The sequence below is a fragment of the Desulfosarcina sp. genome, assembly GCF_046496365.1.
Taxonomy (GTDB): domain Bacteria; phylum Desulfobacterota; class Desulfobacteria; order Desulfobacterales; family Desulfosarcinaceae; genus Desulfosarcina.
Window position 1 is genome coordinate 21,001 of record NZ_JAWOHB010000175.1, and the last position, 22,840, is coordinate 43,840.

A 22,840-nucleotide genomic window follows, 5' to 3' on the forward strand; every position below is an offset into this window, starting at 1 on the left:
TGGTCCATGCCGGTATATGACCCTTGGGATGAGATCGTGCACGGCAGTTTATGGACTGCCGGTAACCAGGTTGCGGACGATGTCCAGCAGGGGTGGTTTCAGAGGGCGCCATCCCGGAAACAGGGCCTTGTCACCGTGCCATTTCAGATCGACCACATCGAACTTTTCCGGGATGACTTTTTCGGACTCCCGGCCGTAGGTCTCACGCGGATAGTACTCGACCAGTACCATGCGGCTGGGGTCGATCTTGAAGCGGTGGACGATGGTGGTGGCCACATGACTGATACAGGCCCGCACGGAGACCTTCTTCATGGCGGGCAGCCGATCGCCGGGCAGGTCGCAAACCACGGCGATGATGGGTTTGAGCAGCGGCACCCTCGTTTTATCATCTTTAGAGAGGTCAAACAGACGCAGCCGGCAGCGGCCGGCAGCCAGGTTGAACTTGCCGCCATACCCGTCCCAGTTCAAGACGTCGTCGAAGATTTTCAAAGGCGCTCCTATCTCAGGCTTTAAAAACCGGGTCCCCTATTTTAATGCCGGGTCAGTGCGCTGTAAACCCTGACCAATCTGTCGGGCAGGTCGCGGACATCATCGATAATGGTGTGGTGGAAAGCGCCGTAAAGCCGGTTCAACTGCCCGTTGTCGCCGGCATTGACGGTGATGGCTTTGACGTGGATGTTGGCCGTGCGGGCTTCCATGACGGCCCGGCGGGTGTCCTCCACGGCGTAGGATCCTTTGTAGGCCAGGTCGTTGGGGAAGCCGTCTCCCAGAATGATCATCAGGCGCACCTTTGCCGCTACGGGTGCAAGCAGGGCGGTGGCGTGGCGGATGGCCGCCCCCATGCGCGTGCTGCGCTGGGGGGCCATGGCGCCGATCCTCCCCTTTACGGCATCGTCGAAGGATGCCTCCAGGTCTTTGATCCGGTAATAATCCACTCCCAACGGGCCGGTGCCGGAAAAACCGGCGATGGCGAAACGATCCCCCACCACATTCAGGGCTTCGCAAAGCAACACGATGGCCCGCTTTTCCACATCCAGCACCCGTGTACCCCGCTCGTCGACTGCGTTGGCCGTGGACCGGGAAAGGTCAACCAATAACAGGGCGGCCACATCCCGCACCCTTTTGATCCGTTTGATGAACAGGCGGTCCGAGGGCATCAAACCGGCCTTCCTGTCCAGGGCATAGTCCAGCAGGGCCCGGTAGTCGAAGGCGTCCCCTTCCCGCCACTGGCGCAGGATGGTCATCTCTTCGGGGCGCAGCAGTTCGAAGGCGTATCGGACGCGCCTGACCAGGTCGCCGAAGTCGTCGAGGGTTTGCCGGTAAAATCCGGTATCCAGTCCCTCAAGTTCACGCGCCCGCACCCTGACCCGATCCGGAAGATAGTCGCCCAGGCACCAGTCCCACTCATGGTAGCGAAAGGCATCGGCGCCGTCTGTGCCGTCCGCCGGGGAACCGAGACCGTGGCTGCATATCAGAGACGCCAGGTCCTGCCCGGAAAGGTCAACGGGGGCTGCCGTCGTTGACGGGTTCACGATCAGGGACTGGATATCCGCTGCGGACACCTGACCGCTTTGCCGGACGAGAACCCGTTGAATGTCCGACCGGTAGACCCGAATTTTTTTTTGTCTCAAATGGTTGTGGATATCTACCGCCAGTCGATGATAGGCGGTATGAAAGGGGCCAAAAAAAGCAGGCTCCAGCCGCCGGCCGAAGGGCAGTTCCAAAGGTCCATAGGCAGACTTCCCGTTTACGGCGGTATGCGCGGCCAGCTTCGGATAGAATTGCATGGTCAGGCGTGCACTGGTTTCAACCGTGTCGATGGGCGACGCGACGGCCTGATTCAGGCAATCCGCCATCGTCTGACCCATCGATTCGAAAGCAGGATCCGCCAACCGATTTTGGCCCATCACCAGGAATCGGTAAAGGGGGAACAAGGTGCCGCCGAGCTTGTGGCCGGTCCTGGCCGACAGATGTTCATCGCGCAGGGCCTCGGTGAGTCTGCCATGCAGCCCGGGATAGTTTTGGCTCACCTTGCGGGCGATGCGGCCGTGTTCAAACACAATGAACAGATCCAGGGCCAGGACCGGGTGTTCGAATCCGCGCAGGAAGCGCCCCAGGTCGGATTCGGCAGCTGGGATTTCCGTGCTGTCCAGCGGTTTTTCAGCCGATGCGCCATCCATCGCTTTTTCCACATCCAGGTCATAGGTGCCGAATTCAATGGCGCCGGCTTCCAATCTGACCAACAGTTTGTAAAGGGCGGCATTGTCCCTTGACCGTTCCATGAGGTCCATCTCGTCAGGCACGTAAAGGGACCGTCCATCGCATCGCACCAGCGATGAATCCAGGTTCCCGTGGGTGTGTTTTTCCGGCAGCGAAGCAAGGGGGCGGACTGCCACGGCCAGGCCGGTGCGGGCAAGCAGATAACGCTCCAAGCCGGACCGGACGGTCGACAGGGGCACCGCCACCTGGAGCGCACGGCACACGTCCACCCCCTCGCGGGATTCAAGAGCCAGAAACCGAGTCCCCAGGTGTGTTGCCTTGCGATAACGCCGGATCGCCTGATCCAGAAATTCGTTCAGGGCCGTTTCCCGGAGCAGGTTCAGACCCGCGGCCAATCCCTGCAGGTAGCTGTCGGCCAAGCGTTCATCCGTGCGGATGATCCGTGCCAGTCCCCGGATCTGGAACAACCGGCGGGAACGGGCAAATCCGTCCACCGCCCGCGGCAGGGTGTGGGTCAGATAAACCGTTCGGTTGTAGGATGTGTCCCGGGAGTAGGTTGCGGCCAACAGGTCGAGAAATGCGTCGGCGCAAGCCAGGTCACGCGCTTCAATCATGGCGGAGAGCGTTTCCATGGGGGCGTTGAGTGTATACGTGCCCTTTTGCAGCATGATTCGGGTGGTTTGCTCGAACCCCTGTGCGAGGCGGGCGTCCCCGCAGACCAATACCGGCACCAGGTGCCGTGCAAAGAGACCGGCCAGGGTTGGACCCCTGACAGCGGCCGCTTTTACCAGCCTGCAGTATCTCTCCAGATCGGCCGGGGAACCGGCGGCCAGCATCCGGCCCATGCCATCGGCCAGGCTGCGTCCATAGGAGGTTTCCACGGTCAGGGCTTCGATGACGTCATCCACAACCTGTCCCAGGCGATGGACGATTGCTGACAAATCCATGCCCTTCAGATGGCTGCCCATCCGCTGCGCTGCCTGTGGATCGGCAACGGATAGATGATCCATCAGGCGCCGGATCATCTGGTCCGGGGTTTTATGCTCTGGAGGGGACGACCGGGCCGGATCCATATCACATCAGATCGTCAATGAGGTCGTTGAGGGTTTCCTGCAGGCGTTCATCATCGGTGAGCGGTTGGCACAGGGCTGCCATGCAGGCGCTTTTAAAGGTGATGCCCGTTCGTATCAGGCCGGCGGCATAAATCAGCAGCCGGGTTGAGGCCCCTTCCGTGAGGCCGTGCTCCCTGATATTGCGGATCTTGCCGGCCAGGGTCACCAGCCGTGTGGCCGTATGGTCGTCCACATCGCCTTCGGCAGCCACGATTCGGGATTCGTCCTGGGGTTGCGGATAGTCGAAGGTGAGGGCTACGAAGCGCTGACGGGTGCTCTGCTTCAGGTCTTTAAGTACCGACTGGTAACCCGGATTGTAGGAGATCACCATGAGGAAATCAGGATGGGCCTGGAGCACCTCGCTCTTTTTATCGATGGACAGGGTGCGCCGGTTGTCGGTCAGCGGATGAATAACGACCGTGGTATCCTTGCGGGCTTCGACCACTTCATCCAGATAACAGATGGCGCCCATGCGCACGGCCCGGGTCAGGGGGCCGTCCACCCAGACGGTTTCATCGTCCTTGAGCAGGTAGCGGCCGATCAGGTCCGATGCGAAGAGGTCTTCGTGGCAGGCCACGGTGACCAGGGGGCGTTTGAGCCGGTAGGCCATGTGCTCCACGAAACGGGTCTTTCCGCATCCGGTAGGCCCTTTGAGCATGACCGGCAGACGGGCCGCTGCCGCTGCCTCGAACAAGCGAACCTCATCTCCGGTTGCCAGGTAAAAGGGTTCGGTCTCGATGGTGAACGGGTTTCTCGAAGCGCTGCTTTCCTGCATAAGATTATCCAACCCTGGGTTGTTTGCACCGGCATCACAGACGTCGGCGGTTGGCTTACGGGGCAACCGCCTGCCGGGAATCAGTATTTGACATCACCGCCGGAGCGTATATATTGGCTCAGCTTTAAATCGCCGGGACACAACCCCGGCATCAAGGAGAGTAACATATAATCGATGGACGATAAACTCAACAGCCAGATGCTGCACCATCTGGATCATGACGGCAAGCGGATCATCCTTGTGGGCACCGCCCATGTTTCCAAAGCGAGTGTGGATCTGGTCAAAGCCGTCATCGATGATGTCAAACCCGATACGGTCTGCGTGGAACTTTGTGAGAGCCGGGCTCAGTCCATCCGCCAGAAGGACCGCTGGCAGGAGATGGACATCATCAGGGTGATCAAAGAGAAAAAGGCATTGCTCCTGCTTTCCAACCTGATGCTGGCCTCCTTTCAGAAACGGATTGCCGACCGGTTGGAAGTGGCTCCCGGCCAGGAGATGATTCAGGCCATGGCCTCGGCCGAAGATGTCGGCGCCGAAGTTTTTCTGGCGGACCGGGATATCCGTACCACCTTGTCGCGGACCTGGGGGAGCATGGGCCCGTGGGGCAAGCTCAAGCTGATCTTCCAATTGATGATGTCCCTGGGGGAGGTGGACGAGATCAGCGAAGCGGATGTGGAGAAAATGAAGCAGCAGGACATGCTGGTGTTGATCCTGGAGGAGGTGGGCAAATCCCTGCCCCAGGTGCGCACCAGCCTCATCGACGAACGGGATCGCTACCTGGCGGAAAAGATCCGTTCGGCACCCGGTCAGACGATTGTTGCCGTGGTGGGCGCCGGCCACGTGCCTGGTATCAAGCGATACTGGGAGCAGCCCATCGACATCGGATCCCTGGAGACGCTGCCTTCCAAAAACCCGCTGATCGGATTTTTTAAGTGGTTCATTCCCATTTGTATATGCACACTCATCATCTATGGTTTTTTCCGTGGCGGTGCCGGTGCCGGTACCGATATGGTCTTCTGGTGGGTGCTGGCCAACGGCATTCTGGCCGGATTGGGTGCCTTGATCGCCCTGGGCCACCCGCTGACGATTCTCTCGTCCATACTGGCGGCGCCGTTGACCTCCCTTAACCCCATGATTGCCGCCGGGTGGGTGTCCGGCCTGGTGGAGGCCTTTTCACGCAAGCCCAAGGTCAGGGATTTTGAGAGCCTTCCCACCGATATTCTCTCGGTCAAAGGCTTCTGGCGCAACAAGGTCACGCGAATTCTCCTGGTTGTCGTCTTTACCAACCTGGGCAGCACCGTCGGGACCTTTGTGGCCATTCCCATGATGATGAAATATTTGTGAAGCATTCGGGAAGTATGGATTAAGGAATTGAGGGATCGAAGGTCTGCTGTCGATCGCTGCGAATATCGATTCCCATCCTTGAATCCCCAACCCCGCAATTCACAATTCCTCAATCCCCCTATGCGGGCTGCGCGATCCTTACCACGGTGCGCTGGTAAACATGGCCGTCGTCCAGGTGGTGCGTCATTTTTAAGGTTTTAAGGCGCCCGCGGGCAAAATTCTGGATGCATTGCGGATAGAGCAGCCACTCCTGCTCCAGTCCTTTGCGCTTCACGTCGTCCAGGGTGTCCGTTTCCAGGATCGGAAAGGCCCGCTGGCCGATGATGGGACCCGAATCTTCCCCGTAATCAATAAAATGGACGGTGCACCCCCCCACTTTGCACCCGTAGCGGAACGTGTCCCCGTAACCGTCGACACCGGGAAATGATGGCAGTAGGGCCGGATGGATGTTCATGATGCGTGGATTGTGCGGATCGGTGTTGAAGCGGTCGATAAAGTAGGGTGTGAGGTTGCGCATGAAGCCGGCCAGCACCAGCAGGTCCACCGGGCCGTGGGCGTTTATTTCAGCCAGCAGGCGGTTTTCGGCGGCAGCCCGGGTGCATAAAAAAGCCCGGACCCGCTGCTTGGCGGCAGCGGCGGGAAAGAGGTGCTGTTTGGCCATTACCTCTGAAAAGTCGAAATCGTCAGGCAGCGCGAACTGTTCCGGATTCTGCCGATAGGCGTGGGTGAACGGCCCGTATTCCACGACGAAAGCGGCGATGCCGTGCCTTTCGGCCCGCTCCAGGCCCTTCACCCCGGATTGGTCCGATCCCACGAAAGCCATTGCGCCATCGATGCGTCCGTCTTCGCAGGCATCAATGATCGCCTGAAGATTGGTCCCGCCTCCTGAAATCAGTGCGCCGATGCGAATTTTTTCACCCATTGCCTACCCCTTTTCACCTTGCGGTTGTTTGTGACCGGCCGGATGCATGTCTGAATAAAAGAGGTAGCAGAGTTGTCCGACCCGTGTCAATTCTACCGATGGCTTTATCACGGTTAAAGTTATGGCCCCCGGGTTCGATAATAAACTGTACGGGACACCGTCGGCACTTCCCATGAACCAGCCGAAAGCAGCTCCTAACCTCAAGCGACAATCTGGTAAAACCCCCTATGGAAGATGTTTACGTTGCCCGGCAGCCCATATTCGACAAGCATAAGAACATATACGCCTACGAACTGTTGTTTCGCGACGGCACGGCCAACCATGTGCCCGATATTGACGGAGATGTAGCCACCACAACCCTCTTGGCCAACACCTTCTTCACGATTGGCATGGACACCCTGTCCGCTGGAAGAAAGTCTTTTATCAATTTCACCCAGAATCTTTTGGAAAAAAAAGTTCCGCTTCTGCTGCCCAAGGCAACCACGGTGATCGAAATCCTTGAAGACGTCAATCCCAGTCCCGTGCTGATGGATGCCTGTGCGCAAATGGCTGCCTGTGGCTACACCCTTGCCCTGGATGATTTCGTCTGTTTGCCGCATCTGGAGCCGCTCATCGCCTTGGTGCACATCATCAAGTTTGATTTCCGTCATACGCCCAAAGCGGCAATCGATGGCTACCTGAAGCAACTTTCCAGAACCGATGTGTGCCTGCTGGCCGAGAAGGTGGAAACCCACGAGGAATTTGAATCGGCTCAGGAAATGGGGTTTGATTTGTTCCAGGGCTACTTCTTCTGCAGGCCGGAGATCATCCAGGGGCGTGAAATCCAGGGATTCCAGTTGAATCTGATGATGATCATGGCCCAGATCAACAGCAATTCCTTCAGCTGCGACGAACTGGAGGATTTGATTTCCCGGGACATCGGCATCTCATACAAATTGTTCAAGTATCTCAACTCCGCATTTTTTGGACGTGTCAGCAAAGTCTCCTCCGTGAAGCAGGCACTTGTTTTTCTGGGAGAAAAGGAAACCCGCCGCTTTGTTTCCCTCATCGCCATGTCCAGGTTGGCGGAAGGAAAACCCAGCGAATTGATCCTGTCGGCCTGCATCCGGGGTAAATTCTGTGAGCTCATGGGCACCGACGCCCATGAGCAGACCACCCCGTCGGAGATGTTTACCCTGGGTATGTTCTCCCTCATCGATGCCGTCATTGACCAGCCCATGGACAAGATATTGGATGAACTCCCGCTTTCCAGCCAGATCAAACGGGCCCTGATTGAAAGCAAGGGACGACTGGCCGGATATATCGAACTGGTGCGGTCATATGAGAGCGGGAAATGGGACCGGGTGTCCCGCCTCGCCGAAGCGCTCAAACTCAATGGGAAAACCCTTCCCTCCCTCTATCTGCAAGCCTGCAAGTGGACCGATGTGGCTGCCAAGGCATCCTGAAGTACACGGGCTGCAGCCAACCCCTCGGCGTGAAAATGCCGGCCTTACCGAAAAATGGATCGGCGCCTGCGGGTGCGCGGGTCCTTGATTGCGAGGCCTGCAGCAATGGTTGACAATTAAGGACCGTATTATTATGTTGTTGAAAATTTGCAGGCCCCAACACCTATCGAAAGGACACTCCATCATGGCAGACGGTATTATGGAAATAGAAGACAGCAGTTTTGATGCTGAGATCACCAAGAGCGACAAGCCCGCCGTGGTTGATTTCTGGGCACCCTGGTGTGGCCCCTGTAAGGCCATCGGACCCATTCTTGATGAGTTGGCCAAAACCTATGGTCATAAAGTCAAATTTACCAAGTGCAATGTGGACGATAATCCGGTTACACCGGGAAAATTCGGTATCAAGGCAATTCCCACCCTGATCTTCTTCAAAAACGGTGAAGTGGCCGACCAGATTACCGGCATGGTGGCCAAATCCAAGCTCGAAGAGGCCCTGAAAAACGTTTTGTCCTGATTTGGCCGCATGCCCTGTTGTTTCGAGGATTCGCCGGCGGTGTTCCAAAATGGACACCGCCGGTTGCGGTCATGCCAACGAGAACCATCGGTATCTCTTTTGCTGTGGGGTGTCGCTGATCATGAAACGGTTACTGCTTGCGTGTTTGGGTGTGTCGTTGCTCTTTTCCGGATGTGCCTGGTTCGAACCCAAAGAGGAAAAAACCGCCCAGGAGCTTGTTCAAGACGGGGTCGATGATTTTCAGGCCGGGAAATATAAAAGTTCCATTGAATCCTTTGAGAAATTGCGTGATTGGTATCCGTTTTCCCGATATGCGATTCTGGCCGAGCTGAAGATTGCGGACGCCTATTTCAATCTGGAATCCTATGCCGACGCCATCTTTGCCTACGAAGAGTTCGAGCAGCTCCACCCCCGCAACGAAGCCGTCCCTTACGTGATCTATCGAATCGGCCGTTCCTACTTCAACCAGATCGATACCATAGACAGGGATCAATCCAATGCTGTCAAGGCACTGGAAACCTACCGCCGCTTGGTCCAGCAGTATCCTGAAGATGTCTATGCCGGCATGGCCAGAAGTGATATGGTGGCCTGCTACCGGAGCCTTTCAGGCCATGATTTTTATATAGGGCAGTTCTACTACAAGAATAAAAGCTACAAAGCTGCCAAGGCACGCTTTACAGCTGTGGTGGAAAGGTATCCGGATGTGGGTTACCACCACGAGGCACTCACCTACCTGGCCAACTGCGACGCCTGGATTCAGTCCCGGCTGCAGCCTCCCAAAGTGGTGGCGGCTCCTTGATTCCCGATCGAGGCCTGCCTCTGCCAATGGGGCGGCTACGAAAAGACTTTACATGCGTAAAAATTTAATGTAACAAGCCCAAGTTTGAAAAAAAAGTCGACAGCGAATGGCCCATGTGGCCCGAAAATTGATCAAAGCCAAGCAACGGAGAGTAGCGGTCATGTCAAAAATGTGTGCAATATGCGGGAAGAAACCCATGGTGGGGAGCAACATCAGCCACGCCCATAACGTCACCAAACGCCGGTTCAACCCCAACCTGCAGAGTGTTCGGGCGCTTCACAACGGCCAGGTGAGAAAGCTGGTGGTCTGCACCCAGTGTATCAAGTCGGGCCATGTGGTTAAGGCGTCCTGAGGGTCGACATCCGATCCGGTTTCTGTTTGAACGGTTTTGGCGGTCCGCTGCCCTAACCCAATCGTTTGACTTCCAGTACCAGCTTGACCTGCTTTAACGACTCGACCACACGGGTCAGATGTTCCGTACCCTGGACCGACAACGAAAAATAACTGTCCACGGTCTGGTTATCCTTGGTCTCCGTGTTGGCACTCAATATGTTGGCGCCGCTTTTGCTGATATTGGCCGCCACATCCGCTAACAGGCCTACCCGGTCGAGGGACCGCACCAGTATCTTGACCGGGTAGGAATCCTTAATTTCCTGGTTCCACTCCACCTCGATCTGACGCTCCGGATTCACCTTCATGGCATTGACGCAGCTGGTGCGGTGAACGGTTACGCCGTATCCCCTGGTGATGTAGCCGGTAATGGGGTCGCCGGGCACCGGTTGGCAGCATTTGCCGAAGCGGACCAATATGTCGTCCACCCCCTTGACCACCACGCCGCCTTTCTCCCTTTTTTTTCTCTCTTTGGAGACGATCTTGTTGAACAGGGACTCGGTGTCTTCAACCTGCTCCTTGGGTGTGATCTTGCGGATGATCTGCAGCGGCGTGATCTTGCCGTAGCCCACACTGGCAATCAGGTCTTCGGTCTGCTTGAACCCGAAGCTCTCCACGACGGCTTCCATCTCTTCGGTTTTGATCAGGGCGTTGAAGTTCAGCCGGTACTTGCGGAACGCTTTCTCGCACATTTCCCTGCCCAGTGAGAGGCTGCGTTCCTTTTCCTGGGTCTTGATCCACTGCCGGATGCGTGAGCGCGCCTTGACCGTCTTGACAAAATTGAGCCAGTCCTTGGACGGGTGGTGCCCTTTGCTGGTGAGGACTTCAACGATTTCTCCGGTCTGAAGCTCGTATTTCAGCGGCACCATGCGACCGTTAACCTTGGCCCCGACGCACTGCGCACCCACCTCCGTGTGGATCAGGTAGGCAAAATCCACCGGTGTTGCTCCTTTGGGCAGGGACTTGATCTGCCCCTGGGGGGTAAAGACATAGACCTCGTCGGGGAAAAGATCGATGCGAACATTCTCCAGGAATTCATTCGGGTCTCTGAAGGCCTCCTGGTTTTCGACCAGGTTCTGCACCCAGGCAAAGGTTTTGGAGGCATTCTCGTCGATGACCCTGCCTTCCTTGTAGCTCCAATGGGCGGCTATACCCGATTTGGCCACCCTGTCCATCTCGTGGGTGCGGATCTGGATTTCGATGCGCTCACCAAAGGGGCCGATGACGGTGGTGTGTAGGCTCTGATACATGTTCGGCTTGGGCATGCCGATGTAGTCCTTGAACTTTTTGGCAATGGGCCGCCACAGGCTGTGCATGAGCCCCAGCGCCTCGTAGCATTGGGGAATGGTGTTCAGGATGATCCTGAAGGCGATGATGTCGTAGATCTCTTCGAAGGGCAGGTTCTGGCTCAGCATCTTCTGGTGGATGCTGAAAAAGTGCTTGTAGCGGCCGCTGACCTCGGCTTCCAAGTGGCTCTCGTCCAGCTTTTTCTGAATGTAGCGTTTAACGGTTTGCACATAATTTTCCCGGTCCGCCTTGTCCTTATCCACCCGGCGGCGGATATCTTCGTATGCTTCGGGATTCATAAACTGAAAGGACCGGTTTTCCAGTTCGTTCTTAATCCAGTAGATGCCCAGCCGGGCGGCGATGGGCGCATAGATATCCATGGTTTCCCTGGCGATTTTTTTCTTTTTGGCTTCGCTGCGGTGAAACTCGAGGGTCCGCATGTTGTGGAGCCGGTCGGCCAGTTTGATCAGGATGACCCGGATGTCGTCAGCCATGGCCAGCAGCATCTTGCGGATACTCTCCGCCTCCCTGGCCTGGGCGCTGTTGAAGGGCAGTTTGCTGAGTTTGGTTACGCCGGAGACGATGTGCAGCACCTCAGGGCCGAACATTTCAGTAATTTCGGCTTCCGTGGCGTGGGTATCCTCAATGACATCGTGAAGCAGGCCTGCGGCAATGCTTACCGAGTCCAGCTTCATGTCCGCCAAAATGCCGGCTACTTCCAGCGGATGCGAGAGATAAGGCTCACCGGACAGGCGCATCTGGCCGTCATGGACCCGGGCCGAGAAGATATAGGCCCGGTCGACGATGTCCACCTCCGCATCAGGGTGGTTTTCGAGGACCTTGTCGAGAATGTCGGTGATTCGAATCATTAATATGCCTTGGCGAAGACCACACGCATGGGGCTCGGTCTGCCACAGCAGATACAGGCTCCCGTCTCCTTGGGCGCATCTAAAGGGATACAGCGGATGGTGACATTGAGATCCGTTTTGATGCGGGTCTCGCAGGCCGCTTCCCCACACCAGTGTGACATGGCAAAGCCGCCGTGGATCTCGGGCTTTTCCGAATTTTTGGGCGTGAACCAGGCATAGAAATCGTTGCGGTCGTCTACCGTAAGGGTGTGTTCATCCCGGAACCGGCAGGCCCGCTGGAACAAGTTGCGCTGGATGTCGTCGAGGATGTCGGGCAACTGGGCCACGAAGGCCTCCCGCTTCAGGGCGGTTTTATCGCGGTGCGATCGGTCTCGCCGGCCGAAGAAAACGGAATCTTCGGCCATATCCCGCGGTCCGATTTCCACCCTTACGGGAATGCCTTTTTTAATCCAGTCCCATCCCCGCGCGCCGCCTATATCCCGGTCGTCTATCTCCACCACCAGATCCCGCCCGGCGTAGACCGTCTCTCTCAAGGTCCCAGCCAGGCCGTTGACATAATCCATTACTTTCTGCCGGTCGTCCGGACTTCTGAAAATGGGCAGCAGAACCACGTGCGCTGGTGCTACCCGCGGCGGCATGATGACGCCGTCATCGTCACCATGGGTCATGATCAGACCGCCGATCATGCGCGTGGAGGTCCCCCAGGAAGTGGTCCAGGCGAAATCCTCGGTTTCGTTCTCGGTCTGAAAGCGGATATTGGAGGCCCTGGCGAAGTTCTGTCCCAGAAAGTGCGAGGTTCCCGCCTGCAGGGCTTTGCGGTCCTGCATCATGGCTTCGATGCACAAGGTGTCCACGGCTCCGGGGAAGCGTTCCGCCGCAGTCTTGCGGCCTTCGATGACCGGCATGGCCAGATCGTCCTGGACCATGCGGGTATAAACCTTCAGCATCATCTTGGTCCTCTCGATAGCCTCCGTGTCCGTGGCGTGGGCGGTGTGCCCCTCCTGCCACAGGAATTCGCTGGTACGCAGGAAGATCCTTGTACGCATTTCCCAGCGTACCACGTTGGCCCACTGATTGATCAGCAGGGGCAGGTCGCGGTAGCTGCTCACCCATTTGGAGAAGGAGTCGCCGATGATGGTTTCGGAAGTCGGACGGACCACCAGGGGTTCGGTGAGGGGACCGCCGGGGACCAGTCCGCCGCCGGGCCCCTTCTCCAGCCGGTGATGGGTGACCACGGCGCATTCCTTGGCAAACCCTTCCACATGCTCAGCCTCTTTTTCCAGAAAACTGATCGGAATGAAGAGCGGAAAATAGGCGTTTTTGACCCCGGTGGCCTTAAACATGCGGTCCATCCGGGCCACGATGTTTTCCCACAGGGCGTATCCCCAGGGTTTGATGACCATACAGCCCCGCACCGGCGCGCGTTCAGCCATATCTGATGCTTTTATAACCTCCTGATACCATTCTGGATAGTCTTCATTTCGCGTAGGTGAGATGGCGTTTTTGTGCGGTTTCCCCATGTGTCGTTCCTAACTGTTTTTATCGGTTTTGGAAAGTGTTGTCCGCTCGGTTGCGGCCTGCCGCTCAAATTCGTTTACTGCCTCTAATATCACCTCCACCAGCCGTTCTTCGGGAAATTTTTTGACTATCCGCCCTTTTTTAAACAGGATGCCCACACCGCAGCCGCCGGCCACGCCGATGTCTGCTTCGCGGGCCTCTCCGGGCCCGTTGACCACGCAGCCCATGATTGCCAGTTTTACCGGTGTGGTGTGTGTCATCAGCGCTTTTTCGACCTTGTCCACGATGTCGAAAAGGGGAATGTCGCATCGCCCGCAGGTGGGGCAGGAGATGATTTCGGGCCCGCGGTGGCGGATGTCCAGCGCCCGAAGGATTTCGTAGCCCACCCGGATCTCCTCCACCGGTTCACGGGTGAGGGACACCCGCAAGGTGTCCCCGATACCCTCGGCCAGCAGGGTGCCGATACCCAGGGCCGACTTGACGATGCCCGAATAAAGCGACCCTGCTTCGGTAACCCCCACATGAAGGGGCAGGTCGGTTTTTTGCGACAGCAATCGATAGGCTTCAAGGGTTCGGGGCACGTCCGATGCCTTGATGGATATCTTGATTTCGTGAAAATCCAGATCCTGCAGCAGGGCCGCATGCCGCAGTGCGCTTGCGACCATGCCTGCAGCGGTGGCTCCCTTGTACGCATCGAGGATATCCTTTTCCAGGGAGCCCGCGTTCACGCCGATGCGGATGGGAATCCGGTGGTCCCTGGCGCAATCGACCAGGGCTTTGATGTGCCGTCGGCTGCCGATGTTGCCGGGATTGAACCGCAGGCCATCCGCACCGTTTTTGGCCGATGTGATGGCCAGACGGTGGTCGAAATGGATGTCGGCAATCAGGGGTATGGCAATCTGTTTTTTGATCCGGGGGATGGCATCGGCAGCCGACAGGTCGGGAACGGCCACACGGACGATCTCACAGCCGGCTTGGGTCAACTGCTGAATTTGTCGCACGGTAGCCGTGACGTCATCGGTTTTGGTGTTGGTCATGGACTGGACGCTGATGGGCGCCCCGCCCCCCACGGCAACACCCCCCACCGTGATGCGGCGGGTTTTTTTCCGGGAGATGGGAAAAGGCATATTACCCCATCCCGCAGAAAGGGTTGGTCCGTTTTTCAACCCCGATGGTGGTGCTGCCCATGTGCCCCGGATAAACCTTGACCTCTTCATCCAGGCTAAAGAGCTGGGTACGAATGCTGTTGATCAGGGTGTCGAAATTGCCGCCGGGAAAGTCCGTTCTGCCGATTGAGCCGGCAAAGAGGGTGTCGCCGACAAATACCGCCTTTTCCTGGGCGCCTGCGTGGGGGTATTCGGTGTAAAGACAGATGCCGCCGGTGGTGTGGCCGGGCGTGTGAAGTACCTTGAGGGTATGGGTGCCGAAGGAGATGGTGTCTCCGTTTTCCAGCAGCCGATCTGCCGGGGGTGAATTTTCCGCAGCCAGTCCCCAGGCGGCCGCCGTGGCCGACAGCTGTGCCAGCATGGGGGCGTCGGCACTGTGGATGAGGATATCTGCACCGGTGGTCTCTTTGAGCCGCTTGTTGGCGCCTACGTGGTCAAAGTGGCCATGGGTGTTGATGATATGGACGACGGTCAACCGCTCCCCGGCCAGGCTGGTCAGAATACGGTCGGCATCGTCCCCGGGATCGATGACCACGGCCTGGCGCGTCTTTTTACATCCGAGAATGAAACAGTTTGCCTGAATGGGGCCCAAGGCCATTTGACGGATAATCAATGCGTACCTCCAAAATCCTAAATTAGTCGTTGATCATTAAATCGACGCCCGCTGCCGGGGTCGGCAGCCATCATTCGGTGGTTTTGGGTACGAAGGCGATCCTGTCTGCCTTCATGGCCAGCCGGATGCTGTCCAGGATGCCGTTGATAAAGGCGCCGGATTCATCCGTGCCGAAGCGCTTGCCCACGTCTATGGCCTCGTTGATGGAAACTTTGGGTGGGATGTCGGCGCAAAAAAGCAGTTCGAATACGGCGATGCGCAATACATTGCGATCCACGCAGGACATGCGCGCCAGTTTCCAGTTGCTGGAGAACTGTTCGATCACCGCGTCGATCGTTTTGCGGTTTTCCTGAACCCCATCCACCAGCCGGTGGAAAAACGGCTGGGTGGGTTTGTCCTGGGCAAAACTGCTGCAGAACTGTCCAACGGGGTCCTCCAGTGGGTCGCGGTGCATGTCCATAAAAAAGAGGGCCTGCAGGGCCTGCTCTCTGGATAATCGGCGGGTTCCCATGGCTATCCCTTGTCCACCGTCTCCATCAGGTTGGCCATCTCGATGGCGGCGATGGCCGCACTCCAGCCCTTGTTGCCCGCTTTGGTGCCGGCCCGTTCAATGGCCTGTTCGATGCTGTCTGTGGTGACAATGCCGAAAATGACCGGCACCTGGGTCTCCATGCTCACCTGGGCGATGCCCTTGGAGGCTTCGGCGCAAACGTAGTCAAAATGAGGGGTGGCGCCACGGATAACCGCCCCTAGACACACGATTGCATGGTATTTTTTGCTTTTGGCCATGCGCTGGGCCACCATGGGAATTTCGAAGGCACCCGGAACCTTGACGAGATCGATGTCCGCGTCCTTGGCTCCACTGCGGGTCAGCGCATCCAAAGCGCCTCCCACCAGTCGGTCGGTGATAAAATCGTTGAAACGGCTGGCGATGATACCGAACCGCTTGCCTTTGGCAACCAGGCCGGCTTCGATGATATTCGGCATAGGACGGATTTCCTCTCCTTATTGATGTTTAACGGTTTCGTCAAAACTGAGCGTATGGCCCATTTTAAGTTTTTTGCACTCGAGATAGCACCGGTTGTACTCGTTCGGTTCAACCTCGATGGGCACCTGCTCCTCAACGCTGAGTCCATATCCCTGGAGCCCAACCATCTTTTTGGGATTGTTGGTTAAAAGGCGCATCTTGCGTACACCGATGTTGACCAGCATCTGAGCGCCGATGCCGTAGTCTCGCATGTCATCCCTGAACCCCAGCTTGAGATTGGCCTCCACCGTGTCCATGCCCTTGCAGCGCTGCAGTTCGTAGGCCCTGAGTTTGTTGATCAGCCCAATGCCCCGACCTTCCTGGCGCAGGTAGAGCAGAACCCCGGACCCTTCGGCAGCCACCATTTCCATGGCCTTGTGCAGTTGGTCACCGCAGTCACAGCGCATGGAGCCGAAGATGTCACCGGTCATGCATTCCGAGTGTACGCGCACCATGGTTGGGGTTTCCGGATCGATCTCCCCTTTCACCAGGGCGATGTGGGTGAGGTTGTCCACGTCGTTTTCAAAGGCGATCATTTTAAAGTCCCCGCCGTGGAGGGTGGGGATGATGGTTTCCGCGGCCCGGTGAACGAAGCTTTCCGTTCGAATGCGGTGTTCCACCAGATCGGCGATGGTACAGATACCGATGCCGTGCAGCCGGCTGAATTCTTCCAGCGCGGGCATACGTGCCATGGTGCCGTCGTCATCCATGATCTCGCAGATGACACCCGCCGGTTTGAGACCGGCCAGTCTGGCCAGGTCCACGCTCCCTTCGGTCTGCCCCACCCGCACCATGACACCGCCATCGCGGGCGCGCAGGGGGAATATGTGGCCGGGCCGGGTCAGGTCACCGGGCTTGGCGTCTTCGGCCACTGCAGCTGCGATGGTGGTGGCCCGGTCGGCGGCCGAGATGCCGGTCGTGACCCCGCATTTGGCTTCGATGGAGATGGTGAATCCGGTTTCAAATGGGCTGGTGTTGTTTTGCACCATCATGGGCAGGTTCAACTGGGCACATTTTTGAGCGGTCAGTGAAAGGCAGATGAGGCCCCTGCCGTACTTGGCCATGAAGTTGATGGCTTCGGGAGTCACCTTTTCGGCCGCCATGGTCAGGTCGCCTTCGTTTTCCCGATCTTCATCGTCGACGAGGATGACCATTTTGCCATTGCGGATATCCTCGATGGCCTGATCGATGGTAATTTTTGACATGCTGGATCTTTCTCCTGAAGTGCTTTGATTTTGATCGAATCGCAATAAGTCGAAGTTGCGGTGATTGTGTCATCCCCGCGAAGGCGAGGAGCCGGTGTTGTCCAATGGTCAAATAAATCCGGATTTGGCCAGCAAGGCCATGTCGATGCCGCCGCCGGATTCCCCGGCCCGGCGGTCCCCCGACCCCCGGTTGGTAACAAAACGTTCAACGTACTTGCCGATCATGTCGACTTCGATATTGACCGCATCACCCACCTTTTTCAAGCCGATGGTGGTTAAACCGGCCGTATGGGGGATGATGCTCACCTCGAAAGTGGTGCTGTCGCAGCGGTTGATGGTCAGGCTGGTGCCGTCCACGGCCACGGACCCTTTTTCGATCATGTAACGGGCCAGGGACTGGGCTACGCTGAAAGTGATGACGATGGCGTTGGCCAGCGGCTCTCTTTTGCTCAGGGTGCCGATGCCGTCCACGTGGCCCGAAACCAGGTGGCCGTCCAGTCGGTCCGACAGCCGCAGTGCCCGCTCCAAATTGACCCGTTCACCGAGCTTTATCCTGCCCAATACACTGCGCATCAGTGTTTCGGGGGATGCATCCACGCTAAACCGCCGGCCGTGAAGAATCACGGCGGTCAGGCAGGCGCCGTTTACGGAAATGCTGTCTCCGATGCGGGTTCCCGTAAGATCGAAATCCGAAGTGATCGCAATCCGGCTGCCCTGACCGGACGGGTGGATGGCGGTGATGGTGCCTAAGCCTTCGATGATTCCTGTGAACATGTTCGTAAAAATAATGTGTAAACGGTTGTTGTCAATGAATCAAAGGGGTTTCAGGTAGCCCTGCAGCATGACGTCCGCGTCGAATCGGAACACCGACAAATCATGGACGGCGATGCTCTCGCGCATGTGTTCGGGTCCCGCCCCCCGGCAAATGGGAGCGCCGTCATCACCCCCCAGTATTTTCGGCGCGTAGAAGAAACAGACTTTATGCACGATGTCGGCTGCAAAAGCTGAACCGATGACCGTGGCCCCGCCCTCGATCAGCAGGCTGGTGATACCCATTTCCCCCAGTTGCCGCATCAGGGCTGACAGGTCGATGCGGCGGCCCTTTAACGGGGCGGTGACGACCCGTGCCCCGGCGTTTTCCAATGCGGCTCGGCGTTCTGCCGCTGCGTTGACCCCGCAAACCATCCAGGTGGGCGCATGGGACTTCAGGCGCAGCAGCTTGGATGTCAGCGGGATGGACAAACGCGTGTCCAGGATAATGCGTGTCGGGTCGGCGCCGGGTTGACCATCCATGCGTGTGGTCAGGCTGGGGTCGTCTTTTATTACGGTCTTCACGCCGACCATGATGGCGTCGACCGCATGGCGGAGTCGATGAACGAACTGACGTGAGGCTGGACCGGTGACCCAGCGGGAATCGCCGGTGCGTGTGGCAATGCGTCCGTCGAGGGTGGCCGCGCATTTTACAATCACGAAGGGCCTGCCGGTGGTGACCCAGGTGATAAACGCCTCATTCAGTGTCCGGGCCGATTTTTCACAAACGCCTGTGGTCACGTCGATGCCCTGGTCCTGCAGGTATCTGACGCCACCACCCTGGACGCCGGGGTTGGGGTCATCCATCGCCACCACCACCCGCCGAATTCCGGCATCGAGGATCTTGCGGGTGCAGGGCGGCGTGCGGCCGAAGTGGTTGCACGGTTCCAGGGTGACATAAAGGGTCGCCCCACGGGCATGCTCACCGGCATCGTCGATGGCGTTGACCTCGGCATGGGGTTCTCCCGCGCGCTGATGATATCCCCGGCCCACCACCCGGCCGTCCTTGACCAGCACGGCGCCGACCATGGGGTTGGGCGAGGTCCGGCCCAGGCCCTTTTCGGCCAGGTCCAAGGCCTGTAGCATGTATTTTCGATCTTCCATGGATTTTAAGGTGCATACGGAATCATGTTCACGCAATCCTATCCATAATTGATTTCCCAACCGCGGGGGCGAACGTTATTCGCTCCTACTTGGCCGGATGACTCAACAGGCGCTTGAGTTCCGAAACAAAGTCGTTGACGTCCTTGAACTCGCGATACACAGAGGCGAAGCGCACATAGGCGATGTCATTGAGTTCATGCAGTTTGACCATGACCCGCTCGCCGATATCGTGGGAGGGAATTTCCTTTTCGCCGGTCTCCCGCAGGTCCCGTTCCAGATCGTCGATGAACTCTTCGATGACGTTCATGCTGATGCTCAGCTTCTGGCAGGCCTTGCGGATGCCGGAACCCACCTTTTCACGGTTGAAGACCTCCCGGCGGCCATCCTTTTTGATGATCATTATCGGAATCTCTTCGATGTGCTCGTAGGTGGTGAAGCGCCGGGTGCAGTCGATGCACTCCCGCCGGCGCCGGATCACACTGCCGTCCTTGCTGACCCGTGAGTCGATGACCTTGTTGTCAAAATCCCCGCAAAATGGACATTTCATGACCAACCCTCCCGCTGGCTGCTTAAGAATCGTGACGATACCGGTTGAATAAAACCGGCCTGTCCGCGCACGTGCCTGCCTGGCTGCATCAATGGTTGCCGGCCGCCTGCATGCAACCCTTGACGGGCATTCAGGAACCAATGGCCACAACCCGGCCCTGCCGCTGATTGGGTCCGTTTCCAATCGACACGTTGAAGAACCGAACAACGATGCAGCCAATTGAACATCATCCGTCGTCCGTCAACCGAATGGTCACGGTCGCATGGGCCGGTTCCAGTTGCCGGCAGCTCACTCCGGCCTGGTCGAACATGCGCCTGGATGCGCGCACCGAGTCGGTGACGGCATACTTGTCGGACAGGTAAACCACCTCGCGGATACCTGCCTGAATGATTACCTTGGCGCACTCGTTGCATGGAAAAAGGGCCGTATAGATGGCGCAGCCGTTGAGATTGCCGGGCACACTGTTCAAAACGGCGTTGAGTTCCGCGTGGCAGACATAGGGGTATTTGGTGTCCAAAAAGTCTCCCTCTCGGCACCAGGGCAGGGTGTCGTCGGAACAGCCGGTGGGGAAACCGTTGTATCCGACCCCGACAATGCGTTTCTGGCCATTGACGATACAGGCGCCCACCTGGGTGTTGGGATCCTTGCTGCGCTGGGCTGAGAGCAGGGCCACGGCCATGAAGTAGTCGTCCCAGGAGAGATATCCCGATCGTTTGCCGCTGGTGGTTGTGCGCATGAAACCGGTTCCTTTAGCTTTCCAGACCTGCTGTCCGGGGGTACAGGGGAAATGCATCACACAAGGTCTGCACACGACGCCTGGTTTTATCGATCACGGACGAGTCGTCGGGATTGCGCAGGACATCGGCGATGAGGCCGCCGATTGCCTGCATCTGTTCGGTCAGCATTCCCCGGCTGGTGACGCACGCCGTACCGATGCGGATGCCGCTGGTTACATGCGGGCTGCGGGCTTCGTAGGGGATGGCATTCTTGTTGACGGTGATGCCGGCGCGCCCAAGGGCCGCTTCCGCATCCCGGCCGGTGATGCTCAGACGGGTAAGGTTGACCAGCATGAGATGGTTGTCCGTACCGCCGGATACCAGGTCCAGTCCCTGCGCTTTCAGGCGCTCGGCCAGCGCGGCCGCATTGGTCACAATGTTTTTCTGGTATTGCCTGAAGGGTGAGCCCAGGGCCTCCTTGAAGGCCACCGCCTTGGCGGCGATGACGTGCATCAACGGGCCGCCCTGGATACCGGGGAAGACCTGGCTGTTGATTTTTTTGCCCCAGGCTTCCCGGGCCAGGATCAGCCCGCCCCGGGGGCCTCTCAGGGTCTTGTGGGTCGTGGAGGTGACCACGTCGCTATGGGGTATGGGGGACGGGTGTACGCCGGCTGCCACCAGGCCGGCGATGTGGGCCATATCGACCAGCAGCAGGGCATCGATTGAGCGGGCAATTTCCGAAAAGGCGTTAAAATCGAAGAACCGGGGATAGGCGCTGGCACCGGCAACGATCATCTTCGGTCGGTGCTGCCGGGCCAGGTGTTTGACCTGGTCATAGTCGATGGTTTCCGTCTCCCGGTTCACTCCGTAATGGACAAAGCGGAAAAACCGACCGGAAAAGCTGACCGCGGCGCCGTGGGTCAGGTGGCCACCGTGGGCCAGATCCATACCCAGCACCGTGTCACCCGGTTCGAGCAGTGCGAAGTAGGCGGCCATGTTGGCCTGGGATCCCGAATGGGGCTGCACGTTGGCGCTTTCGGCGCCGAACAGGTTCAGCGCCCGGTCGATGGCCAGCTGTTCGGCCCGGTCGACAAATTCACAACCCCCGTAATAGCGCTTTTCGGGGTAGCCTTCGGCGTATTTGTTGGTCAAGATGCTTCCTTGGGCGGCCATGACCGCCTGACTGGCGGTGTTTTCAGATGCGATCAGTTCCAGGTGAGACTGCTGGCGCATCGCTTCATTCTCGATCACGCGGGCGATCTCGGGGTCGGTTGCTCGAATCAGGTCGGTGTTCAACGTCTGCGTCTCTCCTTCTATTCATCCGCCGGCTTCGTCGCAGGAGCGGCTTTCAGCGGGGGCATTCGGCTTCGGCCGCGGTTACCTGCCGGCAGGGTGCCGCGTCTGCCGATCAAATCGTGTCGAACCGGTCGAGCCGGCGCTGATGCCGCCCCCCCTCGAAAGGGGTTTCCAGCCAGGCTTTCAGGATCTCCAGTGCCAGACCATCACCGATGACCCGACCACCCATGACCAGAATATTGGCGTTGTTGTGTCGCCGGCTCATGGCAGCTGAGAAGAGGTCGTTGCAAAGGGCTGCACGCACGTGGGGATATTTGTTGGCCACCATGGACATGCCCAGTCCGGTGCCGCAGATCAGAATCCCCCGGTCGAAGTCACCCGATGAGATCTTTTGGGCCACAGCCCTGCCGGTTTCGGGATAATCCATGGCGGCTTCACTGTAGGTGCCGACGTCGGTGACGGCGATTCCTTGCTTCTGCAGGGCCGTTTTCAGGGTTTCTTTCAAGCGGTAGGCCGCATGGTCGCAGCCGATGATGATCCGCTGGGGGATGGATGCCTCGGTCATGGTGCTGGGTTCCTTTCGACGTAAAACGGGTGCGTTGACAGGGCAACGCATTTACATATCCAGAACCATCGATCACCGCAAGAAAAAAAGGGGCGGTTTATGTTGGCGCCTGCATGCCACACCGCTGAGCACCCACTTATGTTGACGGCCCCGTTTGCTTCCGTGATGGTCATTACGATTGGCCGGCACCGCCAGTTGGCAAAAGGATTGAAAGCCTTTCATCACTTGCTCCGGAATTTGATGCTTCAACGCCGATTTTTATCTCCCCTTCAAGATTGATGAACCCGTAAAAAGTCACAAACAGTGTCACTCTCGCGGAGGCGGGAGTCTATAACTATCTGAATCTTATGGATCCCCGCCTTCGCGAGGATGACAATAAACCTGAAATTTCGACTTTTTACGGAACCTTCAAGATTAAAACCGGATGCAGATCTTTCCGAAATGCTTCCCCTGCCGCAGATATTCCATGGCCTCTTTAAGTTCTTCAAAGGCGAATACCCGATCGATCACTGGCTTTACCTGATGCTGGGCTATGGCCCGGGTCATGGCTTCGAACGAATCCCGGTGGCCAACAGTGATTCCCTGAAGGCGCACCT

Annotated in this window: 23 protein-coding genes; 5 read left to right on the forward strand and 18 right to left on the reverse strand. The window is 57.8% G+C overall.

Annotated elements, in window-relative coordinates; translation table 11 throughout:
• Positions 1 to 48: 48 nt before the first annotated feature.
• The 3 genes from R6V78_RS17810 to R6V78_RS17820 all read right to left on the reverse strand — a co-directional run bounded on the left by R6V78_RS17810 (position 49) and on the right by R6V78_RS17820 (position 4,107).
• Entirely contained in the window at positions 49 to 489 is a 441-nt protein-coding gene (locus tag R6V78_RS17810; protein WP_410290731.1) for a hypothetical protein, read from the reverse strand.
• Positions 490 to 530: 41 nt separating this feature from the next.
• Positions 531 to 3,230, reverse strand: coding sequence for a nitric oxide reductase activation protein NorD (locus R6V78_RS17815; RefSeq protein ID WP_410290732.1), 2,700 nt, complete (start codon positions 3,228 to 3,230; stop codon positions 531 to 533).
• 64 nt (positions 3,231 to 3,294) lie between these two features.
• Positions 3,295 to 4,107: a CbbQ/NirQ/NorQ/GpvN family protein gene (locus tag R6V78_RS17820; protein ID WP_410290733.1), complete on the reverse strand. Its 813-nt coding sequence runs from the start codon at positions 4,105 to 4,107 to the stop codon at positions 3,295 to 3,297.
• A 174-nt stretch (positions 4,108 to 4,281) separates the two neighbouring features.
• Between R6V78_RS17820 and R6V78_RS17825 the strand changes: the two genes are divergently transcribed.
• Positions 4,282 to 5,451 carry a TraB/GumN family protein gene (locus R6V78_RS17825; RefSeq protein ID WP_410290734.1) on the forward strand — a complete coding sequence of 390 codons (1,170 nt, stop codon included), beginning with the start codon at positions 4,282 to 4,284 and terminating at the stop codon, positions 5,449 to 5,451.
• Positions 5,452 to 5,569: 118 nt separating this feature from the next.
• Here R6V78_RS17825 and purN read toward each other — a convergent pair whose 3' ends face one another.
• Positions 5,570 to 6,373, reverse strand: a complete 804-nt coding sequence (gene purN / locus R6V78_RS17830; RefSeq protein WP_410290735.1) for a phosphoribosylglycinamide formyltransferase — start codon at positions 6,371 to 6,373, stop codon at positions 5,570 to 5,572.
• A 227-nt stretch (positions 6,374 to 6,600) separates the two neighbouring features.
• Between purN and R6V78_RS17835 the strand changes: the two genes are divergently transcribed.
• From R6V78_RS17835 to rpmB, 4 genes are all read left to right on the forward strand, one after another.
• Entirely contained in the window at positions 6,601 to 7,818 is a 1,218-nt protein-coding gene (locus R6V78_RS17835) for an EAL and HDOD domain-containing protein (protein WP_410290736.1), read from the forward strand.
• A 184-nt stretch (positions 7,819 to 8,002) separates the two neighbouring features.
• Positions 8,003 to 8,332: a thioredoxin gene (gene trxA / locus R6V78_RS17840; RefSeq protein ID WP_410290737.1), complete on the forward strand. Its 330-nt coding sequence runs from the start codon at positions 8,003 to 8,005 to the stop codon at positions 8,330 to 8,332.
• Between the two features lie 121 nt (positions 8,333 to 8,453).
• Positions 8,454 to 9,131, forward strand: coding sequence for an outer membrane protein assembly factor BamD (locus tag R6V78_RS17845; RefSeq protein WP_410290738.1), 678 nt, complete (start codon positions 8,454 to 8,456; stop codon positions 9,129 to 9,131).
• Positions 9,132 to 9,291: 160 nt separating this feature from the next.
• Positions 9,292 to 9,483, forward strand: a complete 192-nt coding sequence (gene rpmB, locus R6V78_RS17850; protein WP_410290739.1) for a 50S ribosomal protein L28 — start codon at positions 9,292 to 9,294, stop codon at positions 9,481 to 9,483.
• Between the two features lie 52 nt (positions 9,484 to 9,535).
• Here the strand turns inward: rpmB and R6V78_RS17855 are convergent, their stop codons facing one another.
• From R6V78_RS17855 to R6V78_RS17920, 14 genes are all read right to left on the reverse strand, one after another.
• The gene (locus R6V78_RS17855; protein WP_410290740.1) at positions 9,536 to 11,677 is read right to left on the reverse strand and encodes a RelA/SpoT family protein; all 2,142 of its coding nucleotides are present in this window, start codon (positions 11,675 to 11,677) and stop codon (positions 9,536 to 9,538) included.
• Positions 11,677 to 13,197 (reverse strand): proline--tRNA ligase, encoded by a 1,521-nt coding sequence (proS, locus tag R6V78_RS17860; RefSeq protein WP_410290741.1) that lies wholly within the window; start codon positions 13,195 to 13,197, stop codon positions 11,677 to 11,679. The genes R6V78_RS17855 and proS overlap by 1 nt, the downstream gene beginning before the upstream one ends.
• A gap of 9 nt (positions 13,198 to 13,206) precedes the next feature.
• Entirely contained in the window at positions 13,207 to 14,322 is a 1,116-nt protein-coding gene (gene ispG, locus R6V78_RS17865) for a flavodoxin-dependent (E)-4-hydroxy-3-methylbut-2-enyl-diphosphate synthase (RefSeq protein ID WP_410290742.1), read from the reverse strand.
• Position 14,323: 1 nt separating this feature from the next.
• A complete protein-coding gene (locus R6V78_RS17870; RefSeq protein WP_410290743.1) occupies positions 14,324 to 14,974 on the reverse strand; it encodes an MBL fold metallo-hydrolase in 651 nt (216 codons plus the stop codon).
• A gap of 70 nt (positions 14,975 to 15,044) precedes the next feature.
• Positions 15,045 to 15,485, reverse strand: a complete 441-nt coding sequence (gene nusB / locus R6V78_RS17875; RefSeq protein ID WP_410290744.1) for a transcription antitermination factor NusB — start codon at positions 15,483 to 15,485, stop codon at positions 15,045 to 15,047.
• A gap of 2 nt (positions 15,486 to 15,487) precedes the next feature.
• Entirely contained in the window at positions 15,488 to 15,961 is a 474-nt protein-coding gene (ribE, locus tag R6V78_RS17880; RefSeq protein WP_410290745.1) for a 6,7-dimethyl-8-ribityllumazine synthase, read from the reverse strand.
• Positions 15,962 to 15,979: 18 nt separating this feature from the next.
• Positions 15,980 to 17,206 (reverse strand): bifunctional 3,4-dihydroxy-2-butanone-4-phosphate synthase/GTP cyclohydrolase II, encoded by a 1,227-nt coding sequence (locus tag R6V78_RS17885; protein ID WP_410290746.1) that lies wholly within the window; start codon positions 17,204 to 17,206, stop codon positions 15,980 to 15,982.
• 108 nt (positions 17,207 to 17,314) lie between these two features.
• Entirely contained in the window at positions 17,315 to 17,980 is a 666-nt protein-coding gene (locus tag R6V78_RS17890) for a riboflavin synthase (protein ID WP_410290747.1), read from the reverse strand.
• A 39-nt stretch (positions 17,981 to 18,019) separates the two neighbouring features.
• On the reverse strand, positions 18,020 to 19,120 hold the full coding sequence (ribD, locus tag R6V78_RS17895) for a bifunctional diaminohydroxyphosphoribosylaminopyrimidine deaminase/5-amino-6-(5-phosphoribosylamino)uracil reductase RibD (protein ID WP_410290748.1): 1,101 nt from the start codon (positions 19,118 to 19,120) through the stop codon (positions 18,020 to 18,022).
• An 85-nt stretch (positions 19,121 to 19,205) separates the two neighbouring features.
• On the reverse strand, positions 19,206 to 19,667 hold the full coding sequence (gene nrdR, locus R6V78_RS17900; RefSeq protein ID WP_410290749.1) for a transcriptional regulator NrdR: 462 nt from the start codon (positions 19,665 to 19,667) through the stop codon (positions 19,206 to 19,208).
• 226 nt (positions 19,668 to 19,893) lie between these two features.
• On the reverse strand, positions 19,894 to 20,403 hold the full coding sequence (locus tag R6V78_RS17905; protein WP_410290750.1) for a deoxycytidylate deaminase: 510 nt from the start codon (positions 20,401 to 20,403) through the stop codon (positions 19,894 to 19,896).
• Positions 20,404 to 20,416: 13 nt separating this feature from the next.
• On the reverse strand, positions 20,417 to 21,616 hold the full coding sequence (glyA, locus tag R6V78_RS17910; protein WP_410290753.1) for a serine hydroxymethyltransferase: 1,200 nt from the start codon (positions 21,614 to 21,616) through the stop codon (positions 20,417 to 20,419).
• Positions 21,617 to 21,791: 175 nt separating this feature from the next.
• Positions 21,792 to 22,244: a ribose 5-phosphate isomerase B gene (gene rpiB / locus R6V78_RS17915; RefSeq protein ID WP_410290751.1), complete on the reverse strand. Its 453-nt coding sequence runs from the start codon at positions 22,242 to 22,244 to the stop codon at positions 21,792 to 21,794.
• 414 nt (positions 22,245 to 22,658) lie between these two features.
• Positions 22,659 to 22,840 (reverse strand): zinc-binding dehydrogenase (locus R6V78_RS17920; protein ID WP_410290752.1); only part of this gene is annotated, 182 nt, incomplete at its 5' end.

Bases quoted from the DNA above. Each gene is read 5' to 3' on its own strand.
- R6V78_RS17890 (WP_410290747.1), bottom strand. From the start codon at position 17,980: ATGTTCACAGGAATCATCGAAGGCTTAGGCACCATCACCGCCATCCAC.
- trxA (WP_410290737.1), top strand. From the start codon at position 8,003: ATGGCAGACGGTATTATGGAAATAGAAGACAGCAGTTTTGATGCTGAG.
- ribD (WP_410290748.1), bottom strand. From the start codon at position 19,120: ATGGAAGATCGAAAATACATGCTACAGGCCTTGGACCTGGCCGAAAAG.
- R6V78_RS17905 (WP_410290750.1), bottom strand. From the start codon at position 20,403: ATGCGCACAACCACCAGCGGCAAACGATCGGGATATCTCTCCTGGGAC.
- purN (WP_410290735.1), bottom strand. From the start codon at position 6,373: ATGGGTGAAAAAATTCGCATCGGCGCACTGATTTCAGGAGGCGGGACC.
- nrdR (WP_410290749.1), bottom strand. From the start codon at position 19,667: ATGAAATGTCCATTTTGCGGGGATTTTGACAACAAGGTCATCGACTCA.
- rpmB (WP_410290739.1), top strand. From the start codon at position 9,292: ATGTCAAAAATGTGTGCAATATGCGGGAAGAAACCCATGGTGGGGAGC.
- ispG (WP_410290742.1), bottom strand. From the start codon at position 14,322: ATGCCTTTTCCCATCTCCCGGAAAAAAACCCGCCGCATCACGGTGGGG.
- ribE (WP_410290745.1), bottom strand. From the start codon at position 15,961: ATGCCGAATATCATCGAAGCCGGCCTGGTTGCCAAAGGCAAGCGGTTC.
- proS (WP_410290741.1), bottom strand. From the start codon at position 13,197: ATGGGGAAACCGCACAAAAACGCCATCTCACCTACGCGAAATGAAGAC.
- R6V78_RS17845 (WP_410290738.1), top strand. From the start codon at position 8,454: ATGAAACGGTTACTGCTTGCGTGTTTGGGTGTGTCGTTGCTCTTTTCC.
- rpiB (WP_410290751.1), bottom strand. From the start codon at position 22,244: ATGACCGAGGCATCCATCCCCCAGCGGATCATCATCGGCTGCGACCAT.
- R6V78_RS17815 (WP_410290732.1), bottom strand. From the start codon at position 3,230: ATGGATCATCTATCCGTTGCCGATCCACAGGCAGCGCAGCGGATGGGC.
- R6V78_RS17835 (WP_410290736.1), top strand. From the start codon at position 6,601: ATGGAAGATGTTTACGTTGCCCGGCAGCCCATATTCGACAAGCATAAG.
- R6V78_RS17825 (WP_410290734.1), top strand. From the start codon at position 4,282: ATGGACGATAAACTCAACAGCCAGATGCTGCACCATCTGGATCATGAC.
- R6V78_RS17885 (WP_410290746.1), bottom strand. From the start codon at position 17,206: ATGTCAAAAATTACCATCGATCAGGCCATCGAGGATATCCGCAATGGC.
- glyA (WP_410290753.1), bottom strand. From the start codon at position 21,616: ATGCGCCAGCAGTCTCACCTGGAACTGATCGCATCTGAAAACACCGCC.
- R6V78_RS17820 (WP_410290733.1), bottom strand. From the start codon at position 4,107: ATGCAGGAAAGCAGCGCTTCGAGAAACCCGTTCACCATCGAGACCGAA.
- R6V78_RS17855 (WP_410290740.1), bottom strand. From the start codon at position 11,677: ATGATTCGAATCACCGACATTCTCGACAAGGTCCTCGAAAACCACCCT.
- nusB (WP_410290744.1), bottom strand. From the start codon at position 15,485: ATGGGAACCCGCCGATTATCCAGAGAGCAGGCCCTGCAGGCCCTCTTT.